This is a genomic window from Trinickia dabaoshanensis (genome assembly GCF_002879885.1).
Lineage (GTDB): Bacteria > Pseudomonadota > Gammaproteobacteria > Burkholderiales > Burkholderiaceae > Trinickia > Trinickia dabaoshanensis.
In genome coordinates this window covers 172,660-186,835 of sequence record NZ_PNYA01000006.1, presented here as the reverse complement: position 1 = coordinate 186,835, position 14,176 = coordinate 172,660, and the positions used below count along the sequence as shown (strand labels likewise).

Sequence of the window (14,176 nt, the reverse complement as noted above, 5' to 3'; positions counted from 1 at the left end):
CCGGGCCGCCCCTGGCCCGAGCCGCTTTCAGGCTCCCAAAATCGAATGCGCGGCGCGCGTTGCGCGCGTGGCGTGCGTTCCGCTGACGAACGAGGACGCTGAACCCGTGATTTCTCCGCTCGAGATGACGCTTTTCCTACTGCTTGCGTCGGTAGTGGGCGTCGTATTGTTCCGCTCGTTGAACTTGCCGCCGATGCTCGGGTACCTAACCGTGGGCATCGTCGTCGGGCCGCATGCGCTCGGGCTTGCGCCCGATTCGGAGCGCGCGCAGAACCTCGCCGAGTTCGGCGTCGTCTTCCTGATGTTTTCGATCGGACTCGAGTTCTCGCTTGCCAAATTGCGCGCCATGCGCACGCTCGTGTTCGGGCTCGGCCTGCTGCAAGTGATCGGCACCGTCGGCGTGGCGGTGCTCGTCGGTTTGCTGCTCGAGCGCTGGATGCACGTGACCTGGCAAGGCAGCATCGCGCTCGGCGGCGCGCTCGCGATGTCCTCGACGGCGATCGTCAGCAAGATGCTCGCCGAGCGGCTCGAGATCGAGACCGAGCATGGACGCAACATCTTCGGCGTACTGCTGTTTCAGGATCTGGCCGTCGTGCCGCTGCTCATCGTGATCGCCGCGCTCGGGGGCGAAACGCACGATCTGCCCATGACGCTCGGTATCGCTGCGCTGAAGATCGTCGTCGCGCTCTCGCTGCTCCTGTTCATGGGACAGCGCTTCATGACGCGCTGGTTCAACGTCGTCGCGCGGCGGCGCTCGCAAGAGCTCTTCGTGCTGAACCTGCTGCTCGTCACGCTCGGCGCCGCGTTCATCACCGACAAATTCGGGCTCTCGCTCGCGCTCGGTGCGTTCATCGCCGGCATGCTGATCGCCGAGACGCCGTATCGCCACCAAGTGGAAGAGGACATCAAGCCGTTTCGCGACGTGCTGCTGGGTCTGTTTTTCGTGACCACGGGCATGCTGCTCGATCCGCGCGTGCTCATCGCCCATCCGCTGCTCGTGCTCGCGTTCCTCGTCGCGCCGGTGCTGCTCAAGATCGTCATGATCACGGGGCTCGCTCGATTGTTCGGCGCAACGCCCGGCGTGGCCATGCGTACCGGCATCGGGCTGGCGCAGGCGGGCGAGTTCGGTTTCGTGCTGCTCAATCTGATCCTCGACAAGCACCTCGTGAGCGCCGCGATGCTGCAGGCGATTCTCGCGGCCATGCTGCTGTCGATGCTCGCCGCGCCGTTCATGATCCAGAACGCCGATCGTATCGTCCTGCGGCTTTCGTCGACGGAATGGATGCAGCAGTCGTTGCAGATGACGCGCATTGCCACGCAAAGCCTGCGGCAAAACGCCCACGTCATCATCTGCGGCTATGGACGCGCGGGACAGAACCTGGCGCGGATGCTCGAGCACGAAGGGCTGCCCTACGTCGCGCTCGATCTGGACCCCGATCGCGTGAATGCCGCCGCCGCGGCGGGCGAATCGGTCGTCTTCGGCGATGCGGCGCGCCGCGAATCGCTGGTTTCGGCCGGCATTCACCGCGCGGCGGCGGTGGCCGTGACCTATGCGAATACGCCGTCGGCGCTGCGTGTGCTGCACCACGTGCACGAGCTCGAGCCGGCGCTGCCCGTGATCGTGCGTACCGTCGACGACGCCGATCTGGAAAAGCTGCTCGCGGCCGGCGCGACGGAGGTGATTCCCGAGATCGTCGAGGGCAGCTTGATGCTCGCCTCGCATACGCTCGTTTTGATGGGCGTGCCCATGCGACGCGTCGTGCGGCGCGTCGAGGAGCTGCGCGATGCGCGCTACAGCCTGCTGCGCGGCTACTTCCATGGCGCCGACGATCCGGGCGACGACGACGGCCACGACCAGGTGCGGCTACAATCTGTGGCTGTCGACGGCAATGCCGATGCCGTTGGCCGCAGCCTCGACGAACTCGGGCTCGCCTCGATGGGCGTCCAGGTCACGGCGATTCGCCGGCACGGGATTCGCGGCGTCGAACCTGGCCCGGAGACGAAGCTGCGCGAAGCCGACATCCTCGTTCTGCGCGGGCTGCCCGAAGCGTTGGCGTTGGCCGAGGAGCGGTTGTTGCGCAACCGTCGCGCCGGCGCTTCGGCCGCCTGAGACGGCGCGCCGTCCATTCGATATCCATGTAACACGACTTGCTCGCCCCCGCGCGGGCGATCCCGGAGAATTTTATGTCCCATGCGCCCGCGGATGCGCCGTTCGACGCCCCCGCGTTCATCAAGAGCCAAATTCGCACGGTTCCCGATTGGCCGCTGCCCGGCGTGCAGTTTCGCGACATTACCCCGCTCTTGCAGCGGCCCAAGACGTTTCGCGTGTTGATCGATCTTTTCATCGAGCGCTATGTCGAAGCCAAGCTCGACTACGTGGCGGGGCTCGATGCCCGCGGCTTCATCATTGCGCCGATCGTCGCTTACGAGTTGAACATCGGTTTCATCCCGATCCGCAAGATCGGCAAGCTGCCGTACAAGACCGTATCCGAGTCGTATTCGCTCGAATACGGCACGGCCACGGTGGAAATCCATGAAGACGCGTGCGGCCCCGGCGAGCGCGTCGTCATCGTCGACGATTTGATCGCCACGGGCGGCACGATGATGGCGGGCAAGAAGCTGCTCGAGCGGCTCGGCGCCGTCGTGGTCGAAGGCGCGGCGATCGTCGACTTGCCCGACCTGGGCGGATCGAAGCTGCTGCGCGAAAGCGGCTTGCCGCTCTACACGGTCACGCAGTTCGGCGGTCATTGAATGGCGCGTGCGTCGATGCGCTCGAATTCGAGTGCCCGGCATCGTGCGCACGCGTCGCCGCAGCCCGCCGTCCCCCCGGTCGTGCTCGTAGCTTTATTGTGCTGTCCTGTCCTATCCTGAGTAAAAAAACGATGCCGAACCTTCCGCTTTTTCTCGCCGCGTCCATTGCCGTCACGACCGCACCCGGTCCCGACAATTTGCAGGTGCTGGCGCGCGGTATTTCGCAGGGCCGCGCCGCGGGCCTCGTGGCGGCGCTCGGTTTTGCCGCCGGCTTGACGTTTCACACGACGCTAGCGGCGCTAGGCGTCGCCGCGCTGCTCCGCTCGTCGCCGCTCGCGTTCCAAATCGTCAAGATCGCGGGCGGGCTGTACTTGATCTGGATCGGCATCAAGGCGTTGACGAGCCGCGGCTTGGCGAGCGCGCACGAGCGGCCGCCGCAACCGCTTTTGTCCGTCTTCCGTCAGAGCGTGATCGGCAACATGATGAATCCGAAGGTGACGCTGTTTTTCGTCGTCTTCCTGCCGCAGTTCGTCGATCCGAGCGGCTCGCAGCGCGTTGCCGTGCAGATGGTCGAATTGGGCCTGATCTTCATGCTGCAAACGCTCGCGATTTTTTCGTTGTTCGGCGTTTTCGCCGGCACGCTCGGCGCCTGGCTCAAGCGGCGTCCGCGTGCGGGCGTGTGGCTGGATCGCCTGGCGGGCGCGACTTTCATCGCCCTGGGCTTGCGCGTGGCGCTGCGCGATTGAGCGGCCACCGCGATAACGATCGTTCGAGGAGCTTCATGAGTTTGCCGTGCATTGCCACCGCGCGCCGCTTCGAGCCAAGCGCGCATCGGCCCTTGTTCATGTCGGCCGAGCAAGTCGGCTGGATTCGCGAAACCGACGTGCCGTCGCTTGCGCTGTGGCCCGACGTGTTCGAGATCGACGCGGCCGGTATCGCGCTTGCCGCGCGCTTCGACCGCGACGTGAACAGCCGCTCGGCCGCGCTGGCGACGGTGATCGGCGCGTTGGCGGGGCAGGGGCGCATTCGGGGCTGGCGCGACGAAACTTACGCGATCCGCAATGCGTTCGACGGTGAGCCGCTCGCCTTCATCGAGCGCGCAGCCGCTCGCTTTTTCGGCACGATGACGTACGCGGTGCATTTGAACGGCATCGTAAAATACGCGGATCGCGCGCCGCAGCTTTGGATCGCTCGACGCAGCGAGACCAAGGCGACCGACCCGGGCATGCTCGATAACGTCGTTGCCGGCGGCATCGGCTGGGGTTTTTCGATCGAAGAGACGATCGTCAAGGAATGCTGGGAAGAAGCCGGCATCGAGGCCGCGCTTGCCGCGCGCGCGCAACCCGGGCGCGTCGTGCACGTGCTGCAATCGTTGCCCGAGGGTACGCAGGCCGAACAGGTGTTCGTCTACGATCTGCCGCTGCCCGGCGATTTCGCGCCGCGCAATCAAGACGGCGAGGTGGGCGAGCACCGGCTTGCGCGTATCGAGGAAGTCGCGCGCTGGATCGAAGACGGCGAGATGACGGTCGATGCGAGCTTGGCGACGCTCGATTGCATGCTGCGCCATCGCTGGATCGACGAAGAGGCCTGCGCGGGCATCGAATCGCTGTTCGTCGCGCCGCTTTGAATGCGCTCGAGCGGGCGCGGCGTGAATCAATTACAGGAGTCCAGAGGTCATATGTCGACCCAACACAGCTTCATTTTGAAATTGTCGTGCCCGGACCGGCCCGGCATCGTTCACTCCGTCTCGGGGTTTCTCTTCGAGCGCGGCGCCAACATCCTCGATTCGGCCCAGTTCGGCGATAGTCACACGGGCGAATTCTTCATGCGCGTGCACTTCCAGCAAGTGGGCGGCGACCCGGGCCTCGACGCGCTGCGTGACGCCTTCGCATTGCTCGCCGACGAATTCTCGATGCGCTGGGAGATTCACGATGCGTCGCTCAAGCCGAAGGTCGTCATCATGGTCTCGAAGATCGGCCACTGCCTGAACGATCTGCTGTTCCGCTACCGCACCGGCCAATTGCCGATCGAGATTCCCGCCATCATCTCGAATCACAAGGATTTCTATCAGTTGGCGGCGAGCTACGACATCCCGTTCCATCACTTTCCGTTGACGGAATCGACGGGGGCGGCCAAGGCCGCGCAAGAAGCGCGCGTGCTCGAGGTGATCGATCAGCACGGGGCCGATCTCGTCGTGCTAGCTCGCTATATGCAGATCCTCTCGCCGAACCTATGCGAGCACCTGGCTGGGCGGGCGATCAATATTCACCATTCGTTCTTGCCGAGCTTCAAAGGCGCCAAGCCTTACTACCAGGCGTTCGACCGCGGCGTGAAGCTGATCGGCGCGACGGCGCATTACGTGACGACCGACCTCGACGAAGGTCCGATCATCGAGCAGGAAGTGGAACGCGTCGATCACAGCATGACGCCCGAGCAGTTGACGGCGATCGGCCGCGATGTGGAGTGCGTGACGCTCGCGCGCGCGGTGAAGTGGCACGTCGAGCACCGGATCGTGCTGAACGGAACGAAGACGGTCGTCTTCCGCTGAACTCGCGCCGGCTTGGCGGCCGGCGCGGCGGCTAGATCAAGCGCAGGTAAATCAGCTCGCGCTTGATGTAGGCGTAGAAGATCGGCGCGGCGATGAGCCCCGGCACACCGGCCGCCGCTTCCATCACGAGCATGGCGAGCAACAGCTCCCATGCGCGCGCCTCGATCTGCCCTCCGACGATTCTCGCGTTCAGGAAATATTCGAACTTGTGAATCAAGATCAGAAAGACGAGCGAGGAGACAGCCGTGGGTAGGCTGACCGCGAGCGAAACGGCGACGATCAGCGTATTCGAAATCAGATTGCCGATCACCGGCAGCAACCCGGCGATGAAGGTGACGAGCACGAGGGTTTTCGACAGCGGCAGCCGCTGATGAAAGAGCGGCAGGGCAAGCAGCAGATAGAGCGCCGTGAAGACCGCGTTGATCGTCGAGATTTTCACTTGGGCGAAGACGATCCGCCGGAACGCATCGGCGAACCGGCTGGCGCGCGAGGCAAGCGCCGTGGATAGCGGCAGCCGCTGTATGTGGCGCTCGCTCGTGATGGCGATCATCGCACCGATGATCATGCCGAACAGGACGTGCCCGAAGCCGCGCGCGACGTTCTTGCCGCCTTGCTGCAGTTGACTCATGTGCGTTTGCACGAGCATGCCGGCCTTTTGTTTCATCTGCGAGACATCGCCGGGCAGCATCGCCGAAAGCCACTCGGGCGAGCGCAGCCGCGCTTGGTCGACGATCTGCATGACCTGCGACAGCAGGTTCTGGATGTTGGGCACCGTATGCTCGAAGTGCTCGACGATGCCGATGGCGAGGCCCGCTAGGCCGCCCACCACGACGGCCGCGATCACGACGACGGCAACCCAGCGCGCGCGCTGTCCCGACATGTGGCGCTCGATACTGGGCGCGAGCGTGTGAACGAGCTGATAGACGAGCATGCCGCCCAGCAGCGCGCCGAGCAGCTTGAAATGCAGCACCACCCACATGCCGAACACGGCGAGGGCGTAGCTGCCGATTTCGACCGCGGACAGCTTCGGCAAGCTCATATCGCTCGTCAGCCGTACCGGACGTCCACCGACCTCGCGGATGCGGGCGTCTTCGGGGGCCTCGTTGCGCTTAGCCATGATCTTATAAGTCTCCCACTTCTCCAACCTGTACCGTGCGGCGCGATCAGCGGCGTTCGAGCAGCGGTGCGAGATAGCGCCCGGTGAAGCTCGCCTTCGATTTCGCAATCTGCTCGGGCGTGCCCTGCGCGATGATCTGCCCGCCCCCCGCGCCGCCTTCCGGACCGAGATCGATCACCCAGTCCGCAGTTTTGATCACATCGAGATTATGCTCGATGATCACGACGGTATTGCCATGATCTCGCAACCGGTGAATGACTTCCAGCAGCAGGGCGATATCGTGGAAGTGTAGGCCGGTGGTGGGCTCGTCGAGAATATAGAGCGTGCGGCCCGTATCGCGTTTGGACAGCTCGAGCGACAGTTTCACGCGCTGCGCTTCGCCCCCCGAGAGCGTCGTGGCCGACTGGCCGAGCCGAATGTAGCCGAGCCCGACGTCGAGGAGCGTCTTCAGTTTGCGCGCGATGACGGGTACCGCGCTGAAGAACTCGTAAGCATGCTCCACCGTCATGTCGAGCACTTCGCTGATGTTCTTGCCTTTGTACTGCACGTCCAGCGTTTCGCGGTTGTAGCGCTTGCCGTGGCAGACGTCGCAGGGGACGTAGACATCGGGCAAAAAGTGCATTTCCACTTTGAGCACGCCGTCGCCCTGACACGCTTCGCAGCGCCCGCCCTTCACGTTGAACGAGAAACGGCCAGGATCGTAGCCGCGCTCCTTCGAGGACGGCACGCCCGCGAACAGCTCGCGGATCGGCGTGAACAGGCCCGTGTAGGTGGCCGGATTCGAGCGCGGTGTGCGCCCGATCGGCGATTGATCGACATTGATGACCTTGTCGAAGTGCTCGAGCCCCTCGATCTGCTCGTACGGCGCGGGCTCGGCCGACGCGCCGTACAAATGCTGCGCGACGGCGTGGTAAAGCGTGTCGTTGATCAGCGTGGACTTGCCGGAGCCCGAGACGCCCGTCACGCAGGTGAGCAGGCCCACCGGCAGGTCGAGCGTCACCCGCTTCAGATTGTTGCCGTGCGCTTCGACGATGCGCAGATGGCGCTCGTCGGGTTCCTTGCGCTCGTCGGGAAACTCGATGCGCCGTGCGCCTCCGAGGTACTGGCCCGTGAGCGAGGCCGGATCGGCCTCGACCTGCCGGGGCGTTCCCTCGGCGATGACCATGCCGCCGTGCTCGCCGGCGCCGGGGCCCATATCCACGACGTAATCGGCCATGCGGATCATGTCCTCGTCGTGTTCGACGACGATCACCGAATTGCCCAAGTCGCGCAGATGCTTGAGCGTGGCGATCAGGCGGTCGTTGTCGCGCTGATGCAAACCGATCGAGGGCTCATCCAGCACGTACATGACGCCCGTGAGCCCCGAGCCGATCTGCGACGCGAGCCGGATACGCTGCGCTTCGCCGCCGGACAGGGTATCGGCGCTGCGCTCGAGCGATAGATAGTCGAGCCCGACGTTGTTCAGGAACATGAGGCGCGCGACGATTTCCTTGACGACCTTCTCGCCGATTTCGCGTTTGGCGCCTTCGAGTTTCAGCGTTTGGAAATAACCGAGCGCATCGCGCAGCGGCCAGCCGCTCACTTCGTAAATTGCGCGCGCGTCGCCGTCGGCGCCCAGGCGCACGAAGCGCGCTTCTTGCCGCAGCCGCGTACCGTCGCACGACGGGCAAGCCTGGTTGTTCTGATACTTCGCCAATTCCTCGCGTACCGCCGCGGAGTCGGTCTCGCGATAACGGCGTTCCAGATTCGGGATGATGCCTTCGAACACGTGTTCCCGCACCGTCGCGCGGCCGCGCTCGTTGATATACGAGAACGGGATCTGTTCCTTACCCGAGCCGAACAGGATCAGCTTGCGGATTTTCTCGGGCAGATCCTCGAACGGCGTATCGATATCGAACTCGTAATACGCCGCCAGGCTTTGCAGCATCTGGAAGTAAAACTGATTGCGGCGGTCCCAGCCCTTGACGGCCCCTGCGGCGAGCGAAAGCGTGGGGTGCGCCACCACGCGTTTCGGATCGAAGAACGTGATCTGGCCAAGCCCGTCGCAATCGGGGCAGGCTCCCATGGGGTTATTGAACGAGAACAGCCGCGGCTCGAGCTCCGGCAGCGAGTACGAGCAGATCGGGCACGCGAATTTCGAACTGAACAGATGCGCTTCGCCGGTATCCATCTCGAGCGCGATCGCGCGGCCGTCGGCTAGGCGCAGCGCCGTTTCGAACGATTCGGCCAGGCGCTGCTTCATGTCCGGGCGCACCTTGAGGCGATCGACGACGACGTCGATCGAATGCTTGTCGTTTTTCTTGAGCTTCGGGAGCGAATCGATGTCGTAGATTTGCGCCGTGCCCTCGTTGGCCGCGCCGCCGCCCGAGCGAATGCGGAACCGGATGAAACCTTGCGCCTGCATCTGCTCGAAGAGTTCCGCGTGCTCGCCTTTGCGGTTCGCGACAACCGGTGCGAGGATCATCAGCTTCGTCTCCTCGGGCAAGGCCAACGCTGCGTCGACCATTTGCGAGACGCTTTGCGCTTCGAGCGCGATCTCGTGTTCCGGACAGTACGGGGTGCCGACGCGTGCGTAGAGCAAACGCAGGTAATCGTGGATTTCGGTGACCGTGCCGACCGTCGAGCGCGGATTGTGAGAAGTCGCCTTTTGCTCGATCGAGATGGCGGGCGAAAGGCCTTCGATCAAGTCGACGTCGGGCTTCTCCATCAATTGCAGGAACTGGCGCGCGTAGGCCGAGAGGCTTTCCACATACCGACGCTGACCCTCGGCATAGAGGGTGTCGAACGCGAGCGACGACTTGCCGGAGCCGGACAGGCCGGTGATCACGATCAATTGATGCCGTGGCAGGTCGAGATTGACGTTCTTCAGGTTGTGGGTGCGCGCCCCACGGATGCGAATCTGTTCCATGAACCTGGCAAGGAGGAGGGGCCAAACCTGCTACTATAACGACTTTTCCAGACCGCCGTTACGGCGTCCTTACAGCGACGGGGAAACGAAAGCTGAAACGCTCCCCGCGCTCGTTACGTTCGCTAGACCTGCCCGAGCGAACCGGCTTGGGAAAGGGAAACAGCAACGACGCCCGCTTCGGTTCCCCTAGCTCGCTCCGATGTCCAATCCATCCGTTACTTCTTCGCGTATGAGTGCGCCCGAGATGCGCGCAACCGTCTCGCTCGCCGGGATCTTCGCGCTGCGCATGCTTGGCCTGTTCATGATCATGCCGGTCTTCTCGGTCTACGCGAAGACCATCCCGGGCGGCGAAAACGTCCTGCTCGTCGGCATTGCGCTCGGGGCCTACGGCGTCACGCAGTCGTTGCTTTACATTTTTTACGGATGGGCCTCCGACAAGCTCGGGCGCAAGCCCGTGATCGCGACGGGGCTCGTCATTTTCGCGCTGGGCAGCTTCGTCGCGGCGATGGCGCACGACATGACTTGGATCATCGTCGGGCGCGTCATTCAAGGGATGGGCGCCGTGTCGTCGGCGGTCATCGCCTTTATTGCCGATCTCACCTCCGAGGCGCATCGCACTAAAGCGATGGCCATGGTGGGCGGCAGCATCGGCATGTCGTTCGCGATCGCCATCGTCGGCGCGCCTATCGTCTATCAGTGGGTGGGGATGAACGGCTTGTTCGCGCTGGTGGGCGTGCTATCGCTGCTCGCCGTCGGCGTCGTGTTGTGGATCGTGCCCGATGCGCCCAAGCCCGTTCACGTGCGCGCGCCGTTCGCCGAGGTGCTGCACAACGTCGAGTTGCTCCGCTTGAACTTCGGTGTGCTCGTGCTGCATGCCACTCAGACGGCGCTGTTTTTGGTGGTGCCCCGTATCCTCGTGGCCGGCGGTTTGCCGGTTGCTTCTCACTGGGAAGTGTATTTGCCCGTGATGGGCTTGTCGTTCGTGATGATGGTTCCGGCAATCATCGCGGCAGAGAAGCGGGGCAAGATGAAGCCGGTTTTGTGCGGTGCGATCGCGCTTATCCTGATCGGCCAATTGCTCCTCGGCACGGCGCCGCATACGATCTTGTCGGTGGCGGGGATTTTGTTCGTCTACTTTCTGGGCTTCAACATTCTCGAGGCCTCGCAACCATCGCTCGTTTCGAAGTTGGCGCCGGGTACGCGCAAGGGCGCGGCGGCCGGCGTCTATAACACGACTCAGTCGATAGGTCTGGCCCTGGGCGGGGTCGCGGGAGGTTGGCTGATGAAATCGGCGGGGCAAAACGCGGTGTTTTTCGCGTGCTCCGGGCTCGTATTGGCGTGGCTTATAATCGCCGCCAACATGAAGGCGCCGCGTAAGGCTTGAGGGCCGCGCGGCGTCGCGCACCGGGCGCTCGAGTAGCGGGCGCGGCTGCGCAAATGGATTAACTGGAGAAATACATGGCATCCGTAAACAAGGTCATCCTCGTCGGCAATCTCGGCGCCGATCCCGAAATTCGTTACCTGCCGAGCGGGGACGCCATCGCCAACATCCGGCTTGCGACGACGGATCGCTACAAGGACAAGGCATCGGGTGAGTTCAAGGAAGCGACGGAATGGCACCGCGTCGCATTCTTCGGACGTTTGGCCGAGATCGTCGGCGAATACTTGAAGAAGGGCTCCTCGGTCTACATCGAAGGCCGGTTGCGTACGCGCAAGTGGCAAGGCCAGGACGGCCAGGATCGTTATTCGACGGAAATCGTCGCCGATCAGATGCAGATGCTCGGCGGCCGCGGCGGCGCGGGCGGCGGCGGTGGTATGGGCGGAGGCGACGACATGGGCTATAGCCGCGAGCCGTCGGAGTCGCGCGGCGGCGGCGGCCGCGCGATAGGCGGCGGCGGTGGGCGTAGCGGCGGTGGTGGTGGCGGCGGTGCTAGCCGCCCGAGCCAGCCGGCCAGCGGTGGCGGGCTCGATGATATGGACGACGATATTCCGTTTTGAAGGTTACCTTTTATAACGTGTAAACAAGAAGCCTGTAGCCCTCGTGGTTACAGGCTTTTTGCTTTGTGCTGCGGGGAAAACTTGCAGCACTCGATCGGTTGCATCAGTGCACGATGCTGACCAAGGACCTATCAAAGACACCCACTTGGGCCATCATGCTCTCATCGAGACCATTGATTGCATGCGGCAAATCGGCTTCGATCAAATCCGTCGAGTAATAACTGTACGGATCGTTGATCGACACCGAATAAATGCGTTGTCTGAGAACCGCATCATGCGTATCACTAGCGAACATCACGATTTCACCAGTAATAAAGCGCGAATAGTAGCTCATTGGACCCGGCGGGGAGTAGGCGGGCGACACGCGAATCAGTAGCACCGCGTCGCTGTCGCGATAGATGGGGCCACTGGCATGCCAATGAGCATGGTCGTCGGGCGCAAACGTAGGGAGCGTGGGTGCGGACGCATCGACTTCTTTGACGACGTAGCCGTGGCTACGCAGGGACGCCTCGATGCCGTCCGTGAATCGCCGGTTCAATTGCGTGTCGCCTAGTTTTTTCGTTACGACATCGTCGAACTTGGGCGCGTCTTGCTTAGCGTGGTGAGCGTCGACGATGCCGGCTACGGTAGCCGTGGCTATCGCACCCACCGCCCCGCCCACCACGGGGACAAACTGAAATTGTGGCCGCGCGGCGGTGTACACGACCTTGCCCGGATAGACGACCGTCACCGTGTGGACGGTACGTATCTTCGCTGCATCGATCTCGGCGCGCGGGGCCGAGGCGCAACCCACGAGAACAACCGAGAGCACGGCGGCACCGCTCACGCGGAAAAATTTCAGGATCGAACGCATCGGTCGTTTCCGTCCGGAAGTCGTGGTCAGTGCTGACAATGCGCGATATATCGGAATGTTGGCCGGAAACTTGAATGCCGAAAGCCTGGAAATGAGATCGGCTAACGACTCACGAGCCGACGGCGGGGAGACCGGCAGATAGCGCCCCGATCGCTCAATCGTCCTTGTCTACGCTATCCGTCGCCGTTGTGGCGGAAGACGCTGCGGCGGCCGCGGAGGCCCCCTCCGGCGCAGAGCCTTGGCCGGGTGCATCCTCGTCCTTGATTTCGTACCGCGGATTGTGCGCCCAGCGACGCAAATCTTTGCTGATGATCACCGCGGTGCGATCGAGAATCGAGCACGTGCCTTTGAACGCGCCCCACACGCCGCCGACAGACCAGCGCTTGAACTTCGTGTGACGTACGACCTTGCCGTTGTCGATCAGATCGGCTGAAACCGAGATGGCTTTGGGTCCCGTCCACGCGCCCCCGCCCACGCCCATGACGTAGGTGATTTCCAGGCGCAGTATTTCGGCGTCCCCCGGAGGCGTGTTTGCGGGGATCGTGCCTTCGTCTGTCCGATTCAGCCGGCGCAGGGCTTCGCCGACGCGTCGCGTCAAGATATCGTCGACGCGACACTCGTCTTTGACGTGCTCGACCACTTCGGCCCCGGAGGCGTAGGTGATCGGTGTTTCTAGTAGAACTTGCCTGCGCTCGCGCGCAAAGATGGACGTTGAAGCCAGGCACAAGGCGATCAAGAGAAGGCGTTTCATTGAGTTATGGACCCCGTAATTCGTCGTTATTGTCCCATGGGAGGTCATCTGAATCGCATTTCCGTGTGCGCTTTCGGACGAGATGAGGCTGGCTTAATCGTGTCGCGGGGATTCGCGATCGCCGACGCGGTGGTGCACGTCGACCGGGTTATCATCGCCCGGCACTCGGCGCCGCTTCGCCTCCCTCGCGAACCGCGACTCACATCACCGCCTCGTCGCGCCTCGTTTGTTTTTTGCGCTGAGCGCGGCCCCATACCAAGGCGGCCAAGCCCATGAGCGGCAGCACCCGCAGACCCAACCCGCGCCAATCGAATCCAATGGCGTGAGCCACCTTGTCGTCGAACGCTTTCTCATCGTCGGTTTCGGGCCCGGTGATGTAGTCGGTCAGCTTCAGTTTTGCGGTAGGCTCGCCCGATTGATAAGCGCCATAACGCTCCATGTCGCGGAACCGTACACCGCTGACCAGCTTATCGAACGTCGTTTGCAGCGCTGCCGCGCGTTCGCTGCTGCCCGCGCCGTCGAGTTCGGTTTGGATCGCAACGGTATAGCGCCGCCCCAATACGGCGGCGTTGAGAAACGACGTGTCATCCACGCCTCGGGCACCGGTCGTCTTGTTCTCGTACAACCAGTCGAGTTTGTGTCGCGCACCGTCCCATCGAGGTGCGCGTATCCATTTGATTTCGACCAGGTCGGGCAGGGATTGCGCGGACGCCGGCGACAACGGATTGAACGGGCTGCTGCGAACTTGCATCGTCCGCGCCAAGTCATCGGGATCCAGATAGAGGTCGCTCGTATCGATATGTGCCGTGTATGCAACGGCGATGCGCGTCGTCCAACTCCCGTCTTCGGGGGCAATCACGGCGCTCAGCGAGTCGCTCGATTGATCGCTCGCGGCATAGTCGGTCTCGCCGGCATCCGATGCGCTCTCGTCGGCGCCCGCTTGAAGCGGAGGCAGGTAGCGATATCCCGGCGGTACGACGAGCGTAGCCACTTTCCCGAGTCGGGCTGTCATCGGACCCTGCTGCCACCGAGGATCATTCCAAACGTCGCTCGGGATGGATGTGTCCGCCGGCACGAGCAACGAGGCAGAGGAAGCGGATGGCGCGGCAGCGCGGGCGTGAGGCGCCGGGTGCGTCGCCGAATGCGCGGCGGAGCCAAATAGCAGGCAGCACAGAAACAGCAAGGAGCAACCCGCACTCCTTACGGATACGTCGTTCGTTATCATTGTCGCTCTCAGGTAATTTCTTATA

12 protein-coding genes are annotated in these 14,176 nt (G+C 63.1%); 7 read left to right on the top strand and 5 right to left on the bottom strand.

What is annotated here, in order from left to right:
• Positions 1-106 precede the first annotated feature (106 nt).
• From C0Z18_RS08610 to purU, 5 genes are all read left to right on the top strand, one after another.
• Positions 107-2,110, top strand: a complete 2,004-nt coding sequence (locus tag C0Z18_RS08610) for a cation:proton antiporter domain-containing protein (RefSeq protein WP_102645075.1) — start codon at positions 107-109, stop codon at positions 2,108-2,110.
• Positions 2,111-2,184: 74 nt separating this feature from the next.
• Entirely contained in the window at positions 2,185-2,751 is a 567-nt protein-coding gene (locus C0Z18_RS08605; RefSeq protein ID WP_102645074.1) for an adenine phosphoribosyltransferase, read from the top strand.
• A gap of 131 nt (positions 2,752-2,882) precedes the next feature.
• A complete protein-coding gene (locus C0Z18_RS08600; RefSeq protein ID WP_102644968.1) occupies positions 2,883-3,497 on the top strand; it encodes a LysE family translocator in 615 nt (204 codons plus the stop codon).
• Positions 3,498-3,532: 35 nt separating this feature from the next.
• Positions 3,533-4,378: an NUDIX hydrolase gene (locus tag C0Z18_RS08595; protein ID WP_102644967.1), complete on the top strand. Its 846-nt coding sequence runs from the start codon at positions 3,533-3,535 to the stop codon at positions 4,376-4,378.
• Positions 4,379-4,429: 51 nt separating this feature from the next.
• Positions 4,430-5,299, top strand: a complete 870-nt coding sequence (purU, locus tag C0Z18_RS08590) for a formyltetrahydrofolate deformylase (protein WP_102644966.1) — start codon at positions 4,430-4,432, stop codon at positions 5,297-5,299.
• Between the two features lie 31 nt (positions 5,300-5,330).
• Here purU and C0Z18_RS08585 read toward each other — a convergent pair whose 3' ends face one another.
• Together C0Z18_RS08585 and uvrA are read right to left on the bottom strand one after the other, a co-directional pair.
• Positions 5,331-6,416, bottom strand: coding sequence for an AI-2E family transporter (locus tag C0Z18_RS08585; protein ID WP_102645073.1), 1,086 nt, complete (start codon positions 6,414-6,416; stop codon positions 5,331-5,333).
• 46 nt (positions 6,417-6,462) lie between these two features.
• On the bottom strand, positions 6,463-9,324 hold the full coding sequence (gene uvrA, locus C0Z18_RS08580) for an excinuclease ABC subunit UvrA (protein WP_102644965.1): 2,862 nt from the start codon (positions 9,322-9,324) through the stop codon (positions 6,463-6,465).
• 229 nt (positions 9,325-9,553) lie between these two features.
• On the opposite strand from uvrA, the gene C0Z18_RS08575 reads away from it, so the two are divergent.
• Positions 9,554-10,708 carry an MFS transporter gene (locus C0Z18_RS08575; protein WP_199189413.1) on the top strand — a complete coding sequence of 385 codons (1,155 nt, stop codon included), beginning with the start codon at positions 9,554-9,556 and terminating at the stop codon, positions 10,706-10,708.
• Positions 10,709-10,782: 74 nt separating this feature from the next.
• A complete protein-coding gene (locus tag C0Z18_RS08570) occupies positions 10,783-11,322 on the top strand; it encodes a single-stranded DNA-binding protein (protein ID WP_102644963.1) in 540 nt (179 codons plus the stop codon).
• Between the two features lie 103 nt (positions 11,323-11,425).
• On the opposite strand, the gene C0Z18_RS08565 is transcribed toward C0Z18_RS08570, so the two are convergent.
• From C0Z18_RS08565 to C0Z18_RS08555, 3 genes are all read right to left on the bottom strand, one after another.
• Positions 11,426-12,175 (bottom strand): hypothetical protein, encoded by a 750-nt coding sequence (locus tag C0Z18_RS08565; protein WP_102644962.1) that lies wholly within the window; start codon positions 12,173-12,175, stop codon positions 11,426-11,428.
• A 154-nt stretch (positions 12,176-12,329) separates the two neighbouring features.
• Positions 12,330-12,974, bottom strand: a complete 645-nt coding sequence (locus C0Z18_RS08560) for a hypothetical protein (protein WP_233217239.1) — start codon at positions 12,972-12,974, stop codon at positions 12,330-12,332.
• A 151-nt stretch (positions 12,975-13,125) separates the two neighbouring features.
• On the bottom strand, positions 13,126-13,938 hold the full coding sequence (locus C0Z18_RS08555; protein ID WP_158244213.1) for a DUF2167 domain-containing protein: 813 nt from the start codon (positions 13,936-13,938) through the stop codon (positions 13,126-13,128).
• Positions 13,939-14,176 lie beyond the last annotated feature (238 nt).

Bases quoted from the DNA above. Each gene is read 5' to 3' on its own strand.
- C0Z18_RS08605 (WP_102645074.1), top strand. From the start codon at position 2,185: ATGTCCCATGCGCCCGCGGATGCGCCGTTCGACGCCCCCGCGTTCATC.
- C0Z18_RS08600 (WP_102644968.1), top strand. From the start codon at position 2,883: ATGCCGAACCTTCCGCTTTTTCTCGCCGCGTCCATTGCCGTCACGACC.
- C0Z18_RS08595 (WP_102644967.1), top strand. From the start codon at position 3,533: ATGAGTTTGCCGTGCATTGCCACCGCGCGCCGCTTCGAGCCAAGCGCG.
- purU (WP_102644966.1), top strand. From the start codon at position 4,430: ATGTCGACCCAACACAGCTTCATTTTGAAATTGTCGTGCCCGGACCGG.
- C0Z18_RS08585 (WP_102645073.1), bottom strand. From the start codon at position 6,416: ATGGCTAAGCGCAACGAGGCCCCCGAAGACGCCCGCATCCGCGAGGTC.
- uvrA (WP_102644965.1), bottom strand. From the start codon at position 9,324: ATGGAACAGATTCGCATCCGTGGGGCGCGCACCCACAACCTGAAGAAC.
- C0Z18_RS08575 (WP_199189413.1), top strand. From the start codon at position 9,554: ATGAGTGCGCCCGAGATGCGCGCAACCGTCTCGCTCGCCGGGATCTTC.
- C0Z18_RS08570 (WP_102644963.1), top strand. From the start codon at position 10,783: ATGGCATCCGTAAACAAGGTCATCCTCGTCGGCAATCTCGGCGCCGAT.
- C0Z18_RS08565 (WP_102644962.1), bottom strand. From the start codon at position 12,175: ATGCGTTCGATCCTGAAATTTTTCCGCGTGAGCGGTGCCGCCGTGCTC.
- C0Z18_RS08560 (WP_233217239.1), bottom strand. From the start codon at position 12,974: ATGACCTCCCATGGGACAATAACGACGAATTACGGGGTCCATAACTCA.
- C0Z18_RS08555 (WP_158244213.1), bottom strand. From the start codon at position 13,938: ATGACAGCCCGACTCGGGAAAGTGGCTACGCTCGTCGTACCGCCGGGA.